The sequence below is a fragment of the Aeromonas popoffii genome, from assembly GCF_000820025.1.
Lineage (GTDB): Bacteria > Pseudomonadota > Gammaproteobacteria > Enterobacterales > Aeromonadaceae > Aeromonas > Aeromonas popoffii.
The window spans coordinates 19,946-35,787 of record NZ_CDBI01000033.1 but is presented as its reverse complement, the minus strand read 5'-3'; the positions used below and the strand labels follow the sequence as shown (position 1 = coordinate 35,787).

Below are 15,842 nucleotides of genomic sequence, written 5' to 3'. Positions count from 1 at the left end.
CTCACGTTTGACTGATGGGATCACTGTAACGGTTTGTCCCTTAAAAAAGCAGCCGACCCCGGGGTCGACTGCTGCTGACAATTGTAAATAATTTGTGACAACCACAATCAAGGCACGGCCCGTCACCCCTTGTTGAGATACCCCGCCAGCTGGCCGATGAGCCGCTTGCGCAGCTCCCCGAGCTTGGGTTTCTCGTCACCGCACCAGGGCAGCGGGCGGCACGCCTCTATGGTGCGCAACCCGAGTCTGGCGGTGAGCAGTCCCGCGCCCACCCCTTGTGCGGCGCGGGCGGAGAGCTTGGCTGCGAGCTCGGCCCCCAGCAAGTCCATGCCCACCTCGGTCACCAGCTCGGTGGCACCGGCGTAGAGCATGTTGCGAAACACCTGACGAATGAGGCGAATGCGGCTCCAGTAACCGAGCTCGATGGCATAGACGTCGGCGATATCCTCGATCATCCGCAAGTTGCGCCACAGCATGAGCATCATGTCGACGGTGGCAAGGGGACTCAGGGCCACCAGCACAGCGGCCTCCCCCGACCATTTGGCCACCCGGGCCTGGGCCAGCTTGTCCCGCTCGGTCAGCACCAGCTGACTGTAGAGCGTCAGCACTTCCCGATCGCTGTGACTCTCGTCGAGCTGGTTCAGCCAACGTTGGTAACCCTCCCGTCCCTTGTCACCACTCTTCTCGGCGAGTACCTCGCAAAAAGCCTGTCCCTGCCCGACGCCCTGACGGGCCAGCAAATCGTCGGCGCGCGAGCGCACATCCTGGCGCCGCTGGAGGGTGCGCAGCCGCAGCCACTCTCGCCCCACCATGCCTGCCGTGCCCACGGCCACCAGACCGGAGGCCAGCAACCAGGCGCTGCCCCAGAGCGGGGTGGTGAGCAACTGCTCGTAGAGAAAAACACCATATTGCCCCAAAGAGAGCAGGCCAACCGCCCCCAATCCCCAGCCGAGCAGCCGGTGCCGCCGGCGCGGCTTGATGGTAAGCGCAGGCTCCACCTCAGTGAAATCGTCCAGCTCATCGAGGCGCTCGAAGCTTTCTTCCTCCAAGCGCTGGGCCGGAGCTGGCGGTCGCTCGTCGCTTGCCGCCGTCAAGGCGGGCTCCAGGATCACCTTGCCCTGCAGCGGCGCCGGTTCGGCCACCGTCGGTTTTGTCTGATCGTTCATCTTGTTGCTTGTTCCTCCACGCACCTGTGCCACCATGCCTTTCCTGCCTGCATTGCCGCACAACCTAGGTTATTCGAGGTGATCCCCGAGCAGAAACTCCAGCGCCGCATCGAGCCGGATATGAGGCAGCGCCTGATGGGCGCTCATAGCTAAGGGGCGAAACGCCTGAAAATCAAAGCCCTGATTGTTCTCCCCCTGTTTATGCCACCATTGCGCAGGCGGAATATGGGGCGGCACTTCCCCCGGGAACAGCAGCAGCGGCTCGCCCGCAAGGCTGGTGCCGCGGATGGCGGGGAACTCGCGGCCATTGGCCACTCCCTTGCCCACCTCGGTCGCCTTGATGGCCGCGAGCGCCAGACACTCGGTGGTTATCCCCTCAAAGCACGCCTGACCCCGGCCACTGCGCACCAGATGCTGGAGCAGGGAGACCATGGGCGCGTGCTGCTCGGGGGTGACGTGATCCGCCTTGCTAGCCACAAACAGCAGCTTGTCGATACGCGGCGAGAAAAGTCGCCGCCACCAGTTGCTCTTGCCGTAGGCGAAGCTCTCCATGATGCGGGCGATGGCCTGCTGCATGTCGCCAAAGCTGGCCGCGCCGGCGTTGAGGGGCTGCAGACAATCCACCAGCACGATCTGGCGATCAAACCCCGCAAAGTGCTGCTCATAAAAGCCCTGCACCAGGTGCTGTTTGTACTGCTCGAAGCGCTGCTTGAGGGTGGCGTAAAGGGTGCCTTCGGCGGGCTCGCCAACCGGCGGCTGCCACACCCAGGGAACAAATTGCAGCATGGGGGCACCGGCATACTCCCCTGGCAATACGAAACGGCCGGGCTGGATCAGGTGTAACCCGAGATCCCGTTTGCAAGCGTGCAGATAGGCGGTGTAGCGCTCGGCCAGCTGGGCGACCGGTCGCTCTTCAAAAGGCTGCGCCGCTTGCCATTGTGGGGTCAGCCAGCTGGCGGCGAGTGCTTGCAGCTCGGGGCGGCGAAGTTGATCGCGCACCTGCTCGCTCCACTGCTCGTAACTCATCTCTAGCAGCGGCAAGTCGAGCAGCCACTCCCCCGGGTAATCCACCAGATCCACATAGAGGGTGGAGATCTCCCCCAAATGCTTGCGCAGCGGATGGCGGGTGCGATAGCGAATTTCGAGGCGCACCTCGGCCACCCCGCGGGTAGGCTCAGGCCAGGCGGGCGGCTCCCCGAACAGGGCGTCGAGACCGCGCTCGTAGGCGAAGGTGGGAATATGGGCGTTTTGTTGCGGCACCCGGCGGGCGCCCAGGATCCGCCCCTGACGCAGGGCATCCCACAACGGCAAGCGGCCATCGATGGCCGCGTGTTCAAGCTGGTTGACCAGCGCCGTGATAAACGCCGTCTTGCCACTGCGAGAGAGGCCGGTCACCGCCAGCCGCAGATGGCGATCCCGTACCCGGTTCACCACGTCTGTGGCCCTGTGCTGCAAGAGCGACCACTTTTGTTCCAGTGTGTTGCGTATCAAGGCTTGTTCAATCCCTCAATTCAATCATCGGTTTCAGTTGCGCCCGTCAGCTATGTCTAGTCGTCGGATCCCGTTCAAGGCAGGGCCTCGCTCAATCGGCGAGGCCAGGGCTCACAGCTTGCTGAACTCCCGCTGCAAGGTGAACTCCTTGGAGGTCACCAGCTTCTCGATGCGCTGCAATCTGGGCTCCAGGGTGTCGAGCTCCTGTGCGATACGGTCCAATGCCTGATGAGGGGTGACACCGGCCTGCCAGCTACGCGCCTTCATCCGCACTTCGGCAAACTCTCCCTCTTCTTTTTCATAGAGAGTGACCGGCCGCTTGTCGAGCAGAAACCAGGCGGCAATGTAGGCAGTGAAGGTAATGAAACCGGCGAAGATGAGACCGGTGATGGCCAGCAGTCGCACGATCCAGGGCTCCACGCCGAAGTAGTCGGCAAGGCCGGCGCAGACGCCCGCTATCTTGCCCTGCTGAGGGTCACGATAAAGATTGCGCTCCTCCCGATTCGATGGACTCATACCTTGTTCCTCCAGCCCGGCACTTCCGCGTCCAGAATCGACTCCAGCGAGCCGACCCGCTCCTGCATCTTCTCGGCACGGGCCAGCAACCCTTGCAGCTGCTCTCGCTCGCTATCGGCGAGACCGGCACCAATCCGTCCCTTGGCACGGTAGTGCAGCACCAACCAGATGGGGGCCACCACGACCATGAAGACCACCATGGGAACCATCAATACGCCCAGCAGATTTTCCATCAGTTACTCCCCTTGTTTGCCTTCACGTTTGCTTTCACTCTGGCCCAGCTTCTGGCGCATCGCTTCCAGCTCTTTGCTGATCTGGTCGTCGACTTCCAGCTCGGCAAACTGCTGGGCCAGCGCCTTGTCGGATTGCCCCAGATCGGCGCGGGCTTCCATTTCGTCGATACGTCGTTCCATGCGCTCAAACTTGCTGACCACGGCCTGGCTCTCGCCACGGGCGACCTGGCTCTGCACGTTGAGACGGCTGCTGGCAGCTTCGGTGCGAATCGTCATCGCCTTTTGACGACTACGGGCATCTTCCAGCTTGGCTTCCAGCTGACGTATTTCGTCACCCAGCTTGTCGATGCCACTGTCCACCGCCTGCTGCTCGCGATAGAGCGTCTCGGCCAGTTCGGTCTGCTTCTTTTTCTCGATCAACGCGGCGCGGGCCAGATCTTCACGGCCCCTGGTCAGCGCCAGTTCAGCCTTGCCCTGCCATTCGTCAACCCGCTCCTGATGGCGGCTGACTTGACGACCGATCTCTTTCTGGCTGGCGAGGAAGCGGGCCAGATTGGAGCGCTCCTTCACCAGCTCGTCTTCCATCTCCTGGATGATCAGGCGCACCATCTTCTGGGGATCTTCAGCCTTGTCGAGCAGGGCCGTCAGGTTGGAATTGATGATGTCGGCCAGACGGGAAAAAATACTCATGATAGAACTCCTGTGATTGGCATGCGTTGTTTCTCCATTGACAATGGCAACTTGTGTGCCAATCTGGAACGGAATTTAACTTGTTGATTTATATGGGGAGGATACGTGGAGTTTCAAGATCCCCTGTACAAGTAATGATAATAATCACCAACTTTTGGTAAGATTGACCAGCTTTTACAACTGACAGGGATCACTATGACCACGGCCACGGAAAGCCTGTTGGGGGAATCCAACGCATTCCTCGAGATCATTGAGCAAGCCTCACGCCTCGCCCCGCTGCGCAAACCCGTGTTGATCATCGGCGAGCGAGGGACCGGCAAGGAGCTCATCGCCCATCGCCTACATTATCTCTCGGCGCGCTGGGATCAAAGCTTTGTCACCATCAACTGCGCGACCCTGAGCGAAAACCTGCTGGAGACCGAGCTGTTTGGACACGAGGCGGGATCCTTCACCGGCGCAGCCAAGCGCCATCAGGGCCGCTTCGAGCGCGCCGATGGCGGCACCCTTTTCCTCGACGAGCTGGCCACCACCAGCGCCCGGGTGCAGGAGAAGCTGCTGCGGGTCATCGAATACGGCGAGTTTGAGCGGGTGGGTGGAGCCAAGGCCCTCAAGGTAGATGTGCGGCTGGTGTGTGCCACCAACGAGGATCTGCCGGCACTGGCCGACAGAGGGGACTTTCGCCACGATCTGCTGGACAGGCTGGCCTTTGATGTCATTACCCTGCCCCCCTTGCGGGAGCGACGCGAAGATATACTGATGCTGGCGGCACACTTCGCCCACGGCATGACCCGGGAGCTGGGCTATCCGTTGTTTGCCGGTTTCTCCCGCAAGGCGACCCAGCTACTGCTGGATTACCCCTGGCCCGGCAACGTGCGGGAGTTGAAAAACGTGGTGGAGCGCAGCATCTACCGCCAGGGTAATCCCCAGTTGCCGCTGTCCGAGCTGGTGATCAACCCCTTTGACTCCCCCTGGCGCCCCCGTTCCCGGGCAAGTCTGGCCGCTACCATCGATGAGCCCATCCAGGCGTCCGTCTCCACCCCTCCCCTCCTGCCGCTGGATCTCAAACAGGCGGTGGCGGAGTACGAGATTAATTTACTCAAGCAAGCCATGCAGCAATCCCAGTATAATCAGCGCAAAGCCGCTCAATTGCTGGCGTTGAGCTATCACCAGTTTCGCGGCATGCTGCGCAAATACCAGCTGCTGGACAGTGACAGCGATGCAGATTAAGACCCAGGGCAGCCAGGTTCAGACCGACTCCCGCAACTCGCCAGCCTTAACGCTGGCACATTCGTATAAAAACATGGTTCTACAATGAGAATGTTCAAACCCTTGCTGCTTGGATTGCTGGTGCTGGTTACCGGTTGTCAGAAACAAGACGACGCGTCCAGAACGGGACTCATCTATTGTACGGAAGGCTCGCCCCAGACCTTTAATCCCCAGATATCCAACTCCGGAGTCACCTTGGATGCCAGCTCGCGCACCCTCTACGATCGCCTGCTGGAGGTAAACCCCAACACCCTGGCGCTGGAGCCTGCGTTGGCCACCGACTGGCACATCAGCGAGGATGGTCTGACCTACACACTGACCCTGCGCAAGGGGGTGACCTTTCACCATACCCCCTGGTTCAAGCCCAGTCGCACCCTCCATGCCGACGATGTGGTCTTTACCTATGCGCGCCAGCTCGATGAACAGCACCCCTATCACAACGTCTCCGGCGGCGAGTATCCCTATTTCTACAGCCTGGGGCTGGATCAGCTGATCAAGCGGGTCCATAAGAAGGGACCCGGGCAGGTCGTGTTCGAGCTGAATCGACCGGATGCTTCCTTCCTCGCCACCCTGGCCAGCGACTACGCCATCGTGCTCTCCGCCGAATATGCCAGTCAGATGCAACAAGCTGGCACCCCGGCCCTGCTCGACAGCCGTCCCATCGGCACAGGGCCATTCAGTTTCAAGGAGTATCGCCACAACGAGTTCATCCGCTATTTGCGCCATCCCGGTTACTGGGGCGGCGAGGCCAAAATAGAGCAGCTCATCTACGACATCACCCCCAAGTCATCCAAACGACTGGCCAAGCTGTTGACCGGCGAGTGTGACGTGATGAGCACCCCTGCTGCCAGCCAGCTCTCGGTGATTAAGCAAAAACCTGAGCTGAGCCTTTCGGTGCAATCGGGCATGAACGTCGCCTTCCTGGCCCTCAACACCCGCAAGCCGCCGTTCAACAAGGTGCAAGTGCGTCAGGCCATCGCCAGCGCCATCAACATAGACAACCTGCTGCAGGCGGTCTATTTCGAGACGGGCCAGGCCGCCAACAGCCTGCTGCCCCCCCTCTCCTGGGGCTACAATCCCTCCCTGCCGATGCGCAAGCCGGATCTGAAGCGGGCGCGTCAGCTGCTCAAGGAGGCGGGGTTCGAACAGGGGTTCGAGATGCAAGTGCTGGTGCAGCCAGGCTCACGTCCCTACAACCCGGACGCCCTCAAAACAGCTCAGCTGATACGAAACGATCTGGCCAGGATAGGCATCAAGCTGAAAATTGTGCAGCAGGAGTGGCCCATCACCCAGGCCCGCCTCGCCAAAGGCCAATATGACAGCCTGCTCTCTGGCTGGATTGCCGACAACGCCGATCCGGACAACTTCTTTCGCCCCTTGCTGAGCTGCGCCGCCGTCGAGCGCGGCAATAACTACAGTCGCTGGTGCAGCCCGGCCTTCGATCAGCTGCTGGACGATGCGGTCACCACGCCCCAGCTGGCGTTCCGGCTGCGCAACTACTATTACGCCCAAACCCTGCTCAACGAGCAGGTGCCACTCATTCCGCTGGCCCATGCCCTGCGCACCTTGGCCAGTCGCAGCGACATTCAGGGGCTCTCCCTGATGCCCTTTGGCGGCACCGTCTTCAACCAAGCCCACAGGGAGTAAGCATGTTTCTCTATATACTGCGTCGCATCAACCTGCTGCTCATTACCCTGCTGGCGCTGACCTTCGTCGTCTACCTGCTGGACGTTCGCCTCATCGGTCAGCAAGCCAGCTTCTGGAGCGGTTATCCCGATTTCCTGCGCCGCATTCTGGATGGGGATCTGGGGCTTTCCAGCGTTTCAGGCCAGCCGGTGCTGGAAGAGATCCGTCACTACTTCCCTGCCACCCTGATCCTCTGCATGGCAGCCTTTGCCATCTCGCTGCTGGTGGGTATTCCGCTCGGCACCCTGGCCGCGCTCTATCAGGGCAAGCCGCTGGATCTCTCCATCATGACCGCTGGCCTCATCGGTTATGCGGTGCCCGTCTTCTGGCTGGCGCTGCTGGTGGTGATGTTCTTCTCGCTGGAGCTGGGCTGGCTGCCCGCTTCGGGCCAGATCAGCCTGCTCTATGACGTGCCCTCCATCACCGGCATCGCTGTGTTTGACGTGCTGATGAGCAACGAGCCCTGGCGCCAGGCGGCGCTGCACGATGCCCTTCTCCACCTGATCCTGCCCTCGCTGGTGCTGGCGGTAGTGCCCACCACAGAGGTGATCCGCCACGTGCGCAGTTCACTGATCGACGTCATGAAGCAGAACTACATCAAGGCGGCGACGAGCCGGGGTCTCTCCAAGGCGCAGATCGTCTGGCGTCACGGCCTGAAAAATGCCCTGCCGCCGGTGCTGCCGCTGCTGGGTCTGCAACTGGGCAGCGTGCTCACCTCCGCCATGATCACAGAGGTCGTGTTCGAATGGCACGGGATAGGCCGCTGGCTCATCAACAGCATTGCCCTGCAGGATTACGCCGCCATCCGGGGCGCCACCCTGGTGGTCGCCGGCTTCGTCATCGTCATCAGCGTCAGCACCGAGCTGCTCACCACCCTCATCTATCCGGCGCGGCGTAAAGAACTCTATGCAAAACAAGACTAAACGCGCTCATGGCGTGACCCAGAGCCAGGTATCCTATGCAAGATAAATCAAACATCTATCCCGAGCTCAAGATCCTCTCGCCCCTTGAGCAGACGTGGGCCTCCTACAGCCGTAATCCGCTTGCCATGGCGGGGCTCTGGTGCTTTTTGCTGTTGCTGCTCATCACCCTGGTGGGGCCGCTGGTCGTTCCCTACGGCATCGATGAACAGCACACCGACAAGCTGCTGCTGGCCCCCTCCTGGGCGGCGACCGGCAATATCGACTACTTCCTCGGCACCGACGATCTGGGGCGCGACATCCTCTCCCGGCTGGTGGTGGGGGCACGGCTTACCTTCGGCAACGCCCTGCTGGTGGTGATGATTGCCATGGTGGTGGGCTCCGCCATCGGCATCCTGGGTGGCATGAGCAAGGGGCTGAAATCGAGCGTGCTGCACCACCTGCTCGATACCCTGCTCTCCATCCCCTCCCTGCTGCTGGCCATCATCATGGTCGCCATCCTGGGGCCGGGCCTGTTCAATACCCTGATCGCCATCACGCTGGCACTGATCCCCCCCTTCATCCGGGCGACCTACAACGCGGTTCACACCGAGATGCAGAAGGAGTACATCATCGCCAGCCGCCTCGACGGTTCGCCGCCGCTGCGGATCATGCGTTTGGCCATTTTGCCGAATATAGTCGAGACCCTGGTCGCCCAGACTACCCGCACCCTCTCTGCCGCCATTCTCGATATCTCGGCGGTGGGTTTTCTCGGCCTCGGCGCCCAGTCGCCCCAACCGGAATGGGGCGCCATGCTGGCCGATTCGAGCGATCTCATCTATCTCGCCCCCTGGACCGTGACCCTGCCGGGCATGGCCATACTGTTCAGCGTGCTGGTCACGAACCTGGTTGGCGAAGGCATTCGTGAAGCGCTCAAAGAGGGGGACGACTGATGCGGTACTCTTTGCCGAAGATAGATAGGTTCACCATTGAACCCTGTTCATTCCTGTGCAGCGTGCGGATCAACCATGCGCTGGCCGGTGAAAGCCCTCGTGAAGTGCTCAAAAAGGGGAATGCTTAATGCCCTTGCTAGATATTCGCAACCTGACCATCGAGATCGACACGCCCCAGGGCAAGGTCAAGGCGGTAGACAGGGTGAGCCTGACCCTGACCGAGGGGGAAATCCGCGGCCTGGTCGGTGAATCGGGCTCCGGCAAGAGTCTGGTGGCCAAAGTGATCGTCGGCATCCAGAAGGACAACTGGACGGTACGTGCCGACCGGATGCGCTTCAACGACATGGATCTGCTGACCATGGCTCCCAAGGAGCGACGCCGGATCATGGGTCGCGAGATCGCCATGATCTTTCAGGACCCCATCAGCTGTCTGGACCCTTCCGAAGAGATAGGTTCCCAGCTGGAAGAGGCGATCCCGACCGATTCGTTCGAGGGTCAGTTCTGGCAGCGCTTCCAGTGGCGCAAGAAGAAGGCCATCGCCCTGCTGCACCGGGTCGGCGTCAAGGATCACCGCAAGGTGATGCGCGCCTATCCCCACGAACTGTCGGACGGCATGTGCCAGAAGGTGATGATCGCCATGGCCATTGCCAACAAGCCGCGCCTGCTGGTAGCCGATGAGCCCACCAGCGCCATGGAGTCCACGACCCACTCCCAGATCCTGCGGCTGCTGGACAAGATGAACAAGCTGGGCAACACCACCATCCTCATCATCAGCAACGACATCGCGGCCATCGCCAACCTGACCAACACCATCAACGTGATGTACTGCGGCCAGATGGTGGAGGTCGGCACCCGGGAGCAGATCCTGACCTCGCCCCATCACCCCTATACCGATGCCCTGCTCAAGTCCATTCCCGACTTTGACAAGCTGGTGCGCCACAAGTCACGGCTCGAAACCCTGCCCGGGGTGATACCGCCGCTCCAGCACCTGCCCATCGGTTGTCGGCTCGGTCCCCGCTGCCCCTATGCCCAGAAACAGTGCGTACAGACGCCACTGATGAGCAAGATCAAAGGACACCAGTTCAGCTGCCACTTCCCGCTGAACATGGAAGAGCCGAAAAAATGAATTCAACACGTTATCAGCCCGTGGCCGCATGCTCTGCCACCAAGGAGCCAGGACAGTGATCGAACCCTCCCTGCTGCAGGTCAGAGGCCTTAGCAAGACCTATCAGAACCGCACCGGCCTGTTTCGGCGTCAGGCGGTCGAAGCCATCAAGCCGCTCTCGTTTGACCTTGAGGTCGGCCAGACCCTGGCCATCGTCGGCGAGGCCGGCTCCGGCAAGAGTACGCTGGCGCGGATCCTGGCGGGCATGATAGAACCCACCGCCGGCGAGATCGCCATCGAGGGTCAGACGCTGGTCCATGGCGACTATCAGACCCGCTGCAAGCTGCTGCGGATGATCTTCCAGGACCCCAACTCCTCTCTCAATCGCAAGATCCGGGTCGGCCAGATCCTGGAGACACCGCTGCGGCTCAACACAGAGATGAGCGACGAGGAGCGGCACGACAAGGTGGTACAGACCCTGCGCATGGTGGGCATGTTGCCGGATCACGCCCTCTTCTATCCGCAGATGCTCTCCGCCGGTCAACAGCAGCGGGTGGCACTGGCCCGGGCACTCATTCTCAACCCCAAAATCGTGGTAGCCGATGAGGCACTCTCCACCCTGGACATCTCGGTACGCTCCCAGATCATCAACCTGCTGCTTGAGATGCAGGAGACCATGGGGCTGAGCTATGTACTGGTGGCCAACGATCTGGGGGTCGTGAGCCACATCAGTGACGAGGTGCTGGTGATGCACGAAGGACGGGTGGTGGAGCGTGGCAAGACGCTCAAGGTGTTCGCCGATCCCCAGCACGAGGTGACGCGCCGCCTGATCCAGAACTACAACAACGAATACCGCCGCTGATCCCCAGGCCGGAGCCGACCCTGGTACCGGCCACCCCTCTTCGTCATCTGCTTGAAAAAGCCTAAAAAAATCCCGGCTCAGGGGCCGGGAATTACGCTCAAAAATGAATGCATCGCTCGTAGTAGGAACATGGCCATGGTAGGCCGCGCTTCTTACGTCAACCATTGTCAGATCTGACAGGCCGCCCGCTATGGAACCTGAACTGCGGATCCGGCGAGCAGATAAGCTCGGCTTCAATCCGGCCAAAATAGGCGACCCGCTCACGGATATCCTCCCCCGCATACTGCTCGGCCAAGGCCAGATAGTCCTGATAGTGGCGCGCCTCCGAACGCAGCAGGGAGACATAGAAGCGACCCAGCTCCTCGTCCAGATGAGGCGCCAACTTGGCAAAGCGCTCGCAGGAACGCGCCTCTATGTAGGCGCCGATGATCAACTTGTCGACTATGGTGGCAGGCTCGTGAGTGCGTACATGCTGCATCAGGTTGCGGGCATAGCGGGAGGCGGTCACGGGACCATAGGGGATGTTGCGCACAGCCATCAGCGCCAGCACCTGCTCGAAGTGGTGCAGCTCCTCCTGGATGAGCCGCACCATGGGAAACAGCAGCGGATTGCGCGCCAGCTCCTCGAACACGGTGCGATCAGACTCCCCCATGCTGCGCTTGCCCAGGATCTCGGCCTTCTCCGGGATGGCATCCAGCTCCCGATAAAATGCCAGCTTGGGCAGCAGATGGCGCTTGCCCTTGGGCAGGCAGTAGCGCCGCACCAGGCTGTGGGCGGTGAGCGCAGCCTTGTTCTCGCAGTTCGCGTGATCGATGAGCAGGGTAGGCAGATGGGCGGGATCTCGCGCCATGGCTACCCACTCGTCCGGGGTCTCACACTGCAAAAACTGGTGCACGGGGGCTAGCAGGTCATCCATCTGAATTCTCGTCTGTTCTGGTTGATACGGCGGCGCGATAGGTGCGCGGCTGCCCATGCTAGCGGATCCCGCCGCCACTGCCCACACCCAGCGGTATAAGTGATTATTTTTACAGCAGATACCCCTCTGCTCAGCCGCCCAGACACGACAATGGGGGCCGGGGCCCCCATCTCATATCTTTCATGAACAACGAAAACGTTTAACTACCTTCGTTAAAAATTTCCAGGTTGCTGGTCCCTTCCTGCCACTCACGCACCGCCTTGTTGTCGTCGCTGCGCAAGGCATTCAGGTGGTCCAGATAAGATTGATCCACATCGGAGGTGACATAGTGACCGTTGAACACCGAGGTCTCGAAGTGACGCAGCTCGGGGTTGATCTCCCGCACCGCCTCTTCCAGATCTTCCAGATCCTGGAAAATCAGACCATCGGCACCGATCAGCTTGCACACCTCTTCCACTTCCCGACCGTGGGCGATCAGCTCGTTGGCAGTGGGCATGTCGATACCATAGACGTTGGGAAAGCGGATCTCCGGTGCCGCCGAGGCGAAGTAAACCTTGGCCGCCCCCGCTTCACGGGCCATCTGGATGATCTGCTCCGAGGTGGTGCCGCGCACGATAGAGTCATCCACCAACAACACCTTCTTGCCCTTGAATTCCGAGCTGATGGCATTGAGCTTGCGACGTACCGACTTCTTGCGCTGGGTCTGACCCGGCATGATGAAGGTACGGCCTATGTAGCGGTTCTTCACAAAACCCTGACGGTAAGGCAGGTCGAGGGTATGGGCTATCTCCAGCGCCACGTCACAGGAGGTCTCGGGGATGGGAATGACCACATCCACGTCCAGATCTTCCCACTCACGTGCAATCTTCTGACCCAGCTTGCGACCCATGTTAAGGCGGGCGGCGTAGACGGAGACCTTGTCGATGCATGAATCGGGACGGGCGAAGTAGACATATTCGAAGATGCAGGAGCTCATCTGCGGATTTTCCGCACACTGCTCGGAGAAGAGCTGTCCCTGCTCGGTGATGTAGATGGCTTCACCGGGGGCGACGTCACGTACCGTCTCGAAACCGATGGCGTCCAGCGCCACGCTCTCCGAGGCGAGCATGTACTCCACCTGGCCCTGCTCATCGGCCCGACGACCCAGTATCAGCGGACGAATGCCGTTGGGATCGCGAAACCCGATGAGACCGTGACCAATCACCAGCGAGACCACGGCATAGGCACCGCGGATCTGCTGATGGGTCTTGCGCACCGCAGAGAAGATATCCTCCGGCCGCAGTGCCATCTTGTCGCACAGATCCAGTTCGTGGGCCAGCACGTTCAGCAGCACTTCCGAATCGGAGGTGGTGTTGATGTGGCGACGGGCCACCTTGAACTGCTGCTCCTTGAGATCCTTGGCATTGGTGAGGTTGCCGTTGTGGGCCAGCACCATGCCGTAGGGGGAGTTCACGTAAAAAGGTTGGGCTTCAGCGGCACTTGAGCTGCCTGCGGTGGGATATCTGACATGACCTATGCCGATGTTCCCTTGCAGACGCTGCATGTGACGCACTTCAAACACGTCCTTCACCAGGCCGTTGGCCTTACGTTGCCGGAAGTTTCCACTGTCTATGGTCACGATCCCGGCGGCATCCTGTCCCCTGTGTTGCAACACCGTCAAGGCGTCGTAGAGGGCCTGATTGACGGGGGTGGTGCCAACTATACCGACAATACCACACATGTCTTTGCTACCTCGAAGTCACTATACCTGTTTAAGATAACTGGACGAGTTCAACATGAACCCGAAAAACCACTGGATCACCGGTTTGAACTCGGGAACCAGTTTGGACACCACCCACCAGTCGCTCTGGGAGAGGCTGGTAAAGGTATCCATAAAAAACAGCAGGGCACTGACAACCAGTACCCCGCGAATGGCGCCAAAACAGATGCCGAGCACCCGATCCGTGCCTGACAGACCGGTCTTTTCAACCAGCAGCCCCACCACGTAGTTCACCACGGCGCCCAGGATCAGGGTCGCCACGAACAGAGCGGCGATGGCCAGGCCGTTGCGCACCATGGGATCCGAAAAGGAGGTAAAATAGATGGCGAGATCGGGATAGAAATGGCTGGCGATGAAGAAGGCGATAAACCAGGTGACAAGCGACATGGCTTCCTTGACAAAGCCGCGCACCAGGCTGATGAGGGCGGAAAAGCCGATGATGCCGATGATGGCGTAATCAATCCAGACCATAGAGAAAAGTGTCCTGCGAAATTGCGGCGCAGTCTAACAAAAACGATTGCGGAATGCTTGGGAAAGTTTTGCTGCCGCGCCTGCGGATAAAAACGGGCGCCTGTCTGGCGCCCTGTGGGAAGTCAACCACCGACCTGGTAGAAGGTAGCCGCGCCGGGACCAACCGGCAAACCGAGCATGAATACCCAGACGTAGAAGAGCAGGCTCCAGCCCACCAGAAACACCAGCGTATAGGGCAACATGGTTGCAATCAGGGTGCCTATTCCCAGAGACTTCTGGTAACGCACCGCCACCGCCAGGATAAGTCCGAAATAACTCATCATGGGGGTGATGATATTGGTCACAGAGTCGCCGATCCGGTACGCCGCCTGTATCACCTCAGGGGAGTAGCCGATCAGCATCAACATGGGAACGAAAATGGGGGCCGTCACAGCCCACTGGGCGGATGCTGACCCAATCATCAGGTTGATAAAGGCACACATCAGAATGAAGCCGAAGAAGAGCCAGGGACCTGTCAGACCCAGAGATTGCAGCAGCTCGGCCCCCTTCACCGCAAACACGGTGCCAAAGTTGGTCCAGGAGAAGTAGGCAACGAACTGGGCAGCAAAGAACACCAGTACGATATACATCCCCATGGTGCCCATGCTGGTGGACATGGCTTTGATCACATCCTGATCGCTCTTCATGGTTCCCACCACCTTGCCATAGACGAAGCCGGGAATGGCGAAGAAGATGAAGATGAAGGCAACAATCCCGTGCAGGAAGGGGGAGCCTGCAATGGCACCCGTATCCGGATGACGCAGGATGCCATCTGCCGGTACCACCGTCAGGGCCAGCAGAGCACTCACTACCAGCACAGCCACCAGAGCAGACCAGAGCCCGCGCTTCTCCTGCACACTCAGAGGTTCAGCCTTCTGATCCAGCACCACGCTGGCGTCGCTGGGATCATACTTGCCGAGCTTGGGTTCCACTATCTTCTCTGTCACCCAGGCCCCCAACAAGGTAACTAGGAAGGTGCTGACAAACATGAAGTACCAGTTCACCTCGGGACCAACCACATAGGTGGGATCTATGATGCGAGCCGATATCTGGGTGATCCCGGCCAGCAGGGGGTCCACTGTACCGAGCAGCAGGTTAGCGGAATAGCCGCCTGACACGCCAGCAAACGCCGCAGCCAGACCGGCCAGGGGATGACGGCCCAATGAGTGGAATATCATGGCTGACAGCGGAATAAGCACCACATAGCCAAGTTCAGCGGCAGTGTTTGACATAATGCCGGCAAACACCACTGTGAGGGTGACCATGCGCCGTGATGCGCTCATCACCAGGCCACGCATGGCGGCACTGAGCAAGCCCGAGTGTTCGGCAATACCCACACCAAGCAGCGCAACCAGTACTGTACCCAACGGGGCGAAGCCGGTGAAGTTGGTCACCAGATTGGAGACGATACGCTGCAGACCATCGGCACTGAACAGGCTGATCACCGTGATCATGCCGTCGATGCTGCGACCCGGAGCGCCTTCCGGGCGAGGGTCAACCACACTCACCTCGAACCAGGCCGCCACACCGGAGGCCAGGATCAGCGTGAGGGAGAAGAGCGCAAACAAGGTGATAGGGTGTGGCAACAAATTGCCCAGCCACTCCACCCCATTGAGAAAACGGTTAAACAAACCGGGGCGAGCGGGCACCAATGGTGTCGTCCTCGACGTCATTCATTACTCCTTATTCATTTGAAACATGCCACCGGCCAGTGCAGCCGATATGCCTGCGCTTCTAATGAACGTAAGCAAGGACACAATACGCACCCTGATCACCGAACCGGAATCAAT

The 15,842-nt window shown here is 60.1% G+C and carries 15 protein-coding genes; 6 read left to right on the top strand and 9 right to left on the bottom strand.

Annotation, left to right across the window (positions count from 1 at the left end):
• Positions 1–122 precede the first annotated feature (122 nt).
• The 5 genes from BN1129_RS06890 to pspA all read right to left on the bottom strand — a co-directional run bounded on the left by BN1129_RS06890 (position 123) and on the right by pspA (position 4,096).
• Positions 123–1,166: a YcjF family protein gene (locus BN1129_RS06890; RefSeq protein WP_042035511.1), complete on the bottom strand. Its 1,044-nt coding sequence runs from the start codon at positions 1,164–1,166 to the stop codon at positions 123–125.
• Positions 1,167–1,235: 69 nt separating this feature from the next.
• On the bottom strand, positions 1,236–2,657 hold the full coding sequence (locus tag BN1129_RS06885; RefSeq protein ID WP_042035440.1) for a YcjX family GTP-binding protein: 1,422 nt from the start codon (positions 2,655–2,657) through the stop codon (positions 1,236–1,238).
• A 111-nt stretch (positions 2,658–2,768) separates the two neighbouring features.
• Positions 2,769–3,173: an envelope stress response membrane protein PspC gene (gene pspC, locus BN1129_RS06880; RefSeq protein ID WP_042035439.1), complete on the bottom strand. Its 405-nt coding sequence runs from the start codon at positions 3,171–3,173 to the stop codon at positions 2,769–2,771.
• A complete protein-coding gene (gene pspB, locus BN1129_RS06875; RefSeq protein ID WP_042035437.1) occupies positions 3,170–3,406 on the bottom strand; it encodes an envelope stress response membrane protein PspB in 237 nt (78 codons plus the stop codon). The genes pspC and pspB overlap by 4 nt, the downstream gene beginning before the upstream one ends.
• Positions 3,407–3,409: 3 nt before the next feature.
• Positions 3,410–4,096 carry a phage shock protein PspA gene (gene pspA, locus BN1129_RS06870; RefSeq protein WP_042035435.1) on the bottom strand — a complete coding sequence of 229 codons (687 nt, stop codon included), beginning with the start codon at positions 4,094–4,096 and terminating at the stop codon, positions 3,410–3,412.
• Positions 4,097–4,291: 195 nt separating this feature from the next.
• On the opposite strand from pspA, the gene pspF reads away from it, so the two are divergent.
• The 6 genes from pspF to BN1129_RS06840 all read left to right on the top strand — a co-directional run bounded on the left by pspF (position 4,292) and on the right by BN1129_RS06840 (position 10,867).
• Positions 4,292–5,323: a phage shock protein operon transcriptional activator gene (gene pspF, locus BN1129_RS06865; RefSeq protein ID WP_042035433.1), complete on the top strand. Its 1,032-nt coding sequence runs from the start codon at positions 4,292–4,294 to the stop codon at positions 5,321–5,323.
• 90 nt (positions 5,324–5,413) lie between these two features.
• Positions 5,414–7,009: an ABC transporter substrate-binding protein SapA gene (gene sapA / locus BN1129_RS06860; RefSeq protein ID WP_042035431.1), complete on the top strand. Its 1,596-nt coding sequence runs from the start codon at positions 5,414–5,416 to the stop codon at positions 7,007–7,009.
• Positions 7,010–7,011: 2 nt separating this feature from the next.
• Positions 7,012–7,971: an ABC transporter permease gene (locus BN1129_RS06855; protein ID WP_042035426.1), complete on the top strand. Its 960-nt coding sequence runs from the start codon at positions 7,012–7,014 to the stop codon at positions 7,969–7,971.
• A gap of 35 nt (positions 7,972–8,006) precedes the next feature.
• Positions 8,007–8,900, top strand: a complete 894-nt coding sequence (locus BN1129_RS06850; RefSeq protein WP_042035424.1) for an ABC transporter permease subunit — start codon at positions 8,007–8,009, stop codon at positions 8,898–8,900.
• A gap of 127 nt (positions 8,901–9,027) precedes the next feature.
• Positions 9,028–10,026 (top strand): peptide ABC transporter ATP-binding protein, encoded by a 999-nt coding sequence (locus BN1129_RS06845; protein ID WP_042035422.1) that lies wholly within the window; start codon positions 9,028–9,030, stop codon positions 10,024–10,026.
• A gap of 55 nt (positions 10,027–10,081) precedes the next feature.
• Positions 10,082–10,867 carry a peptide ABC transporter ATP-binding protein gene (locus BN1129_RS06840; RefSeq protein WP_042035419.1) on the top strand — a complete coding sequence of 262 codons (786 nt, stop codon included), beginning with the start codon at positions 10,082–10,084 and terminating at the stop codon, positions 10,865–10,867.
• A 157-nt stretch (positions 10,868–11,024) separates the two neighbouring features.
• Here BN1129_RS06840 and miaE read toward each other — a convergent pair whose 3' ends face one another.
• From miaE to BN1129_RS06820, 4 genes are all read right to left on the bottom strand, one after another.
• Positions 11,025–11,783, bottom strand: a complete 759-nt coding sequence (miaE, locus tag BN1129_RS06835) for a tRNA isopentenyl-2-thiomethyl-A-37 hydroxylase MiaE (RefSeq protein ID WP_042035418.1) — start codon at positions 11,781–11,783, stop codon at positions 11,025–11,027.
• 199 nt (positions 11,784–11,982) lie between these two features.
• Entirely contained in the window at positions 11,983–13,503 is a 1,521-nt protein-coding gene (gene purF, locus BN1129_RS06830; RefSeq protein ID WP_042035416.1) for an amidophosphoribosyltransferase, read from the bottom strand.
• Positions 13,504–13,524: 21 nt separating this feature from the next.
• Entirely contained in the window at positions 13,525–14,013 is a 489-nt protein-coding gene (locus BN1129_RS06825; protein WP_042035415.1) for a CvpA family protein, read from the bottom strand.
• A gap of 122 nt (positions 14,014–14,135) precedes the next feature.
• Positions 14,136–15,725, bottom strand: a complete 1,590-nt coding sequence (locus BN1129_RS06820) for an AbgT family transporter (RefSeq protein WP_042035413.1) — start codon at positions 15,723–15,725, stop codon at positions 14,136–14,138.
• Between the last annotated feature and the right edge of the window lie 117 nt (positions 15,726–15,842).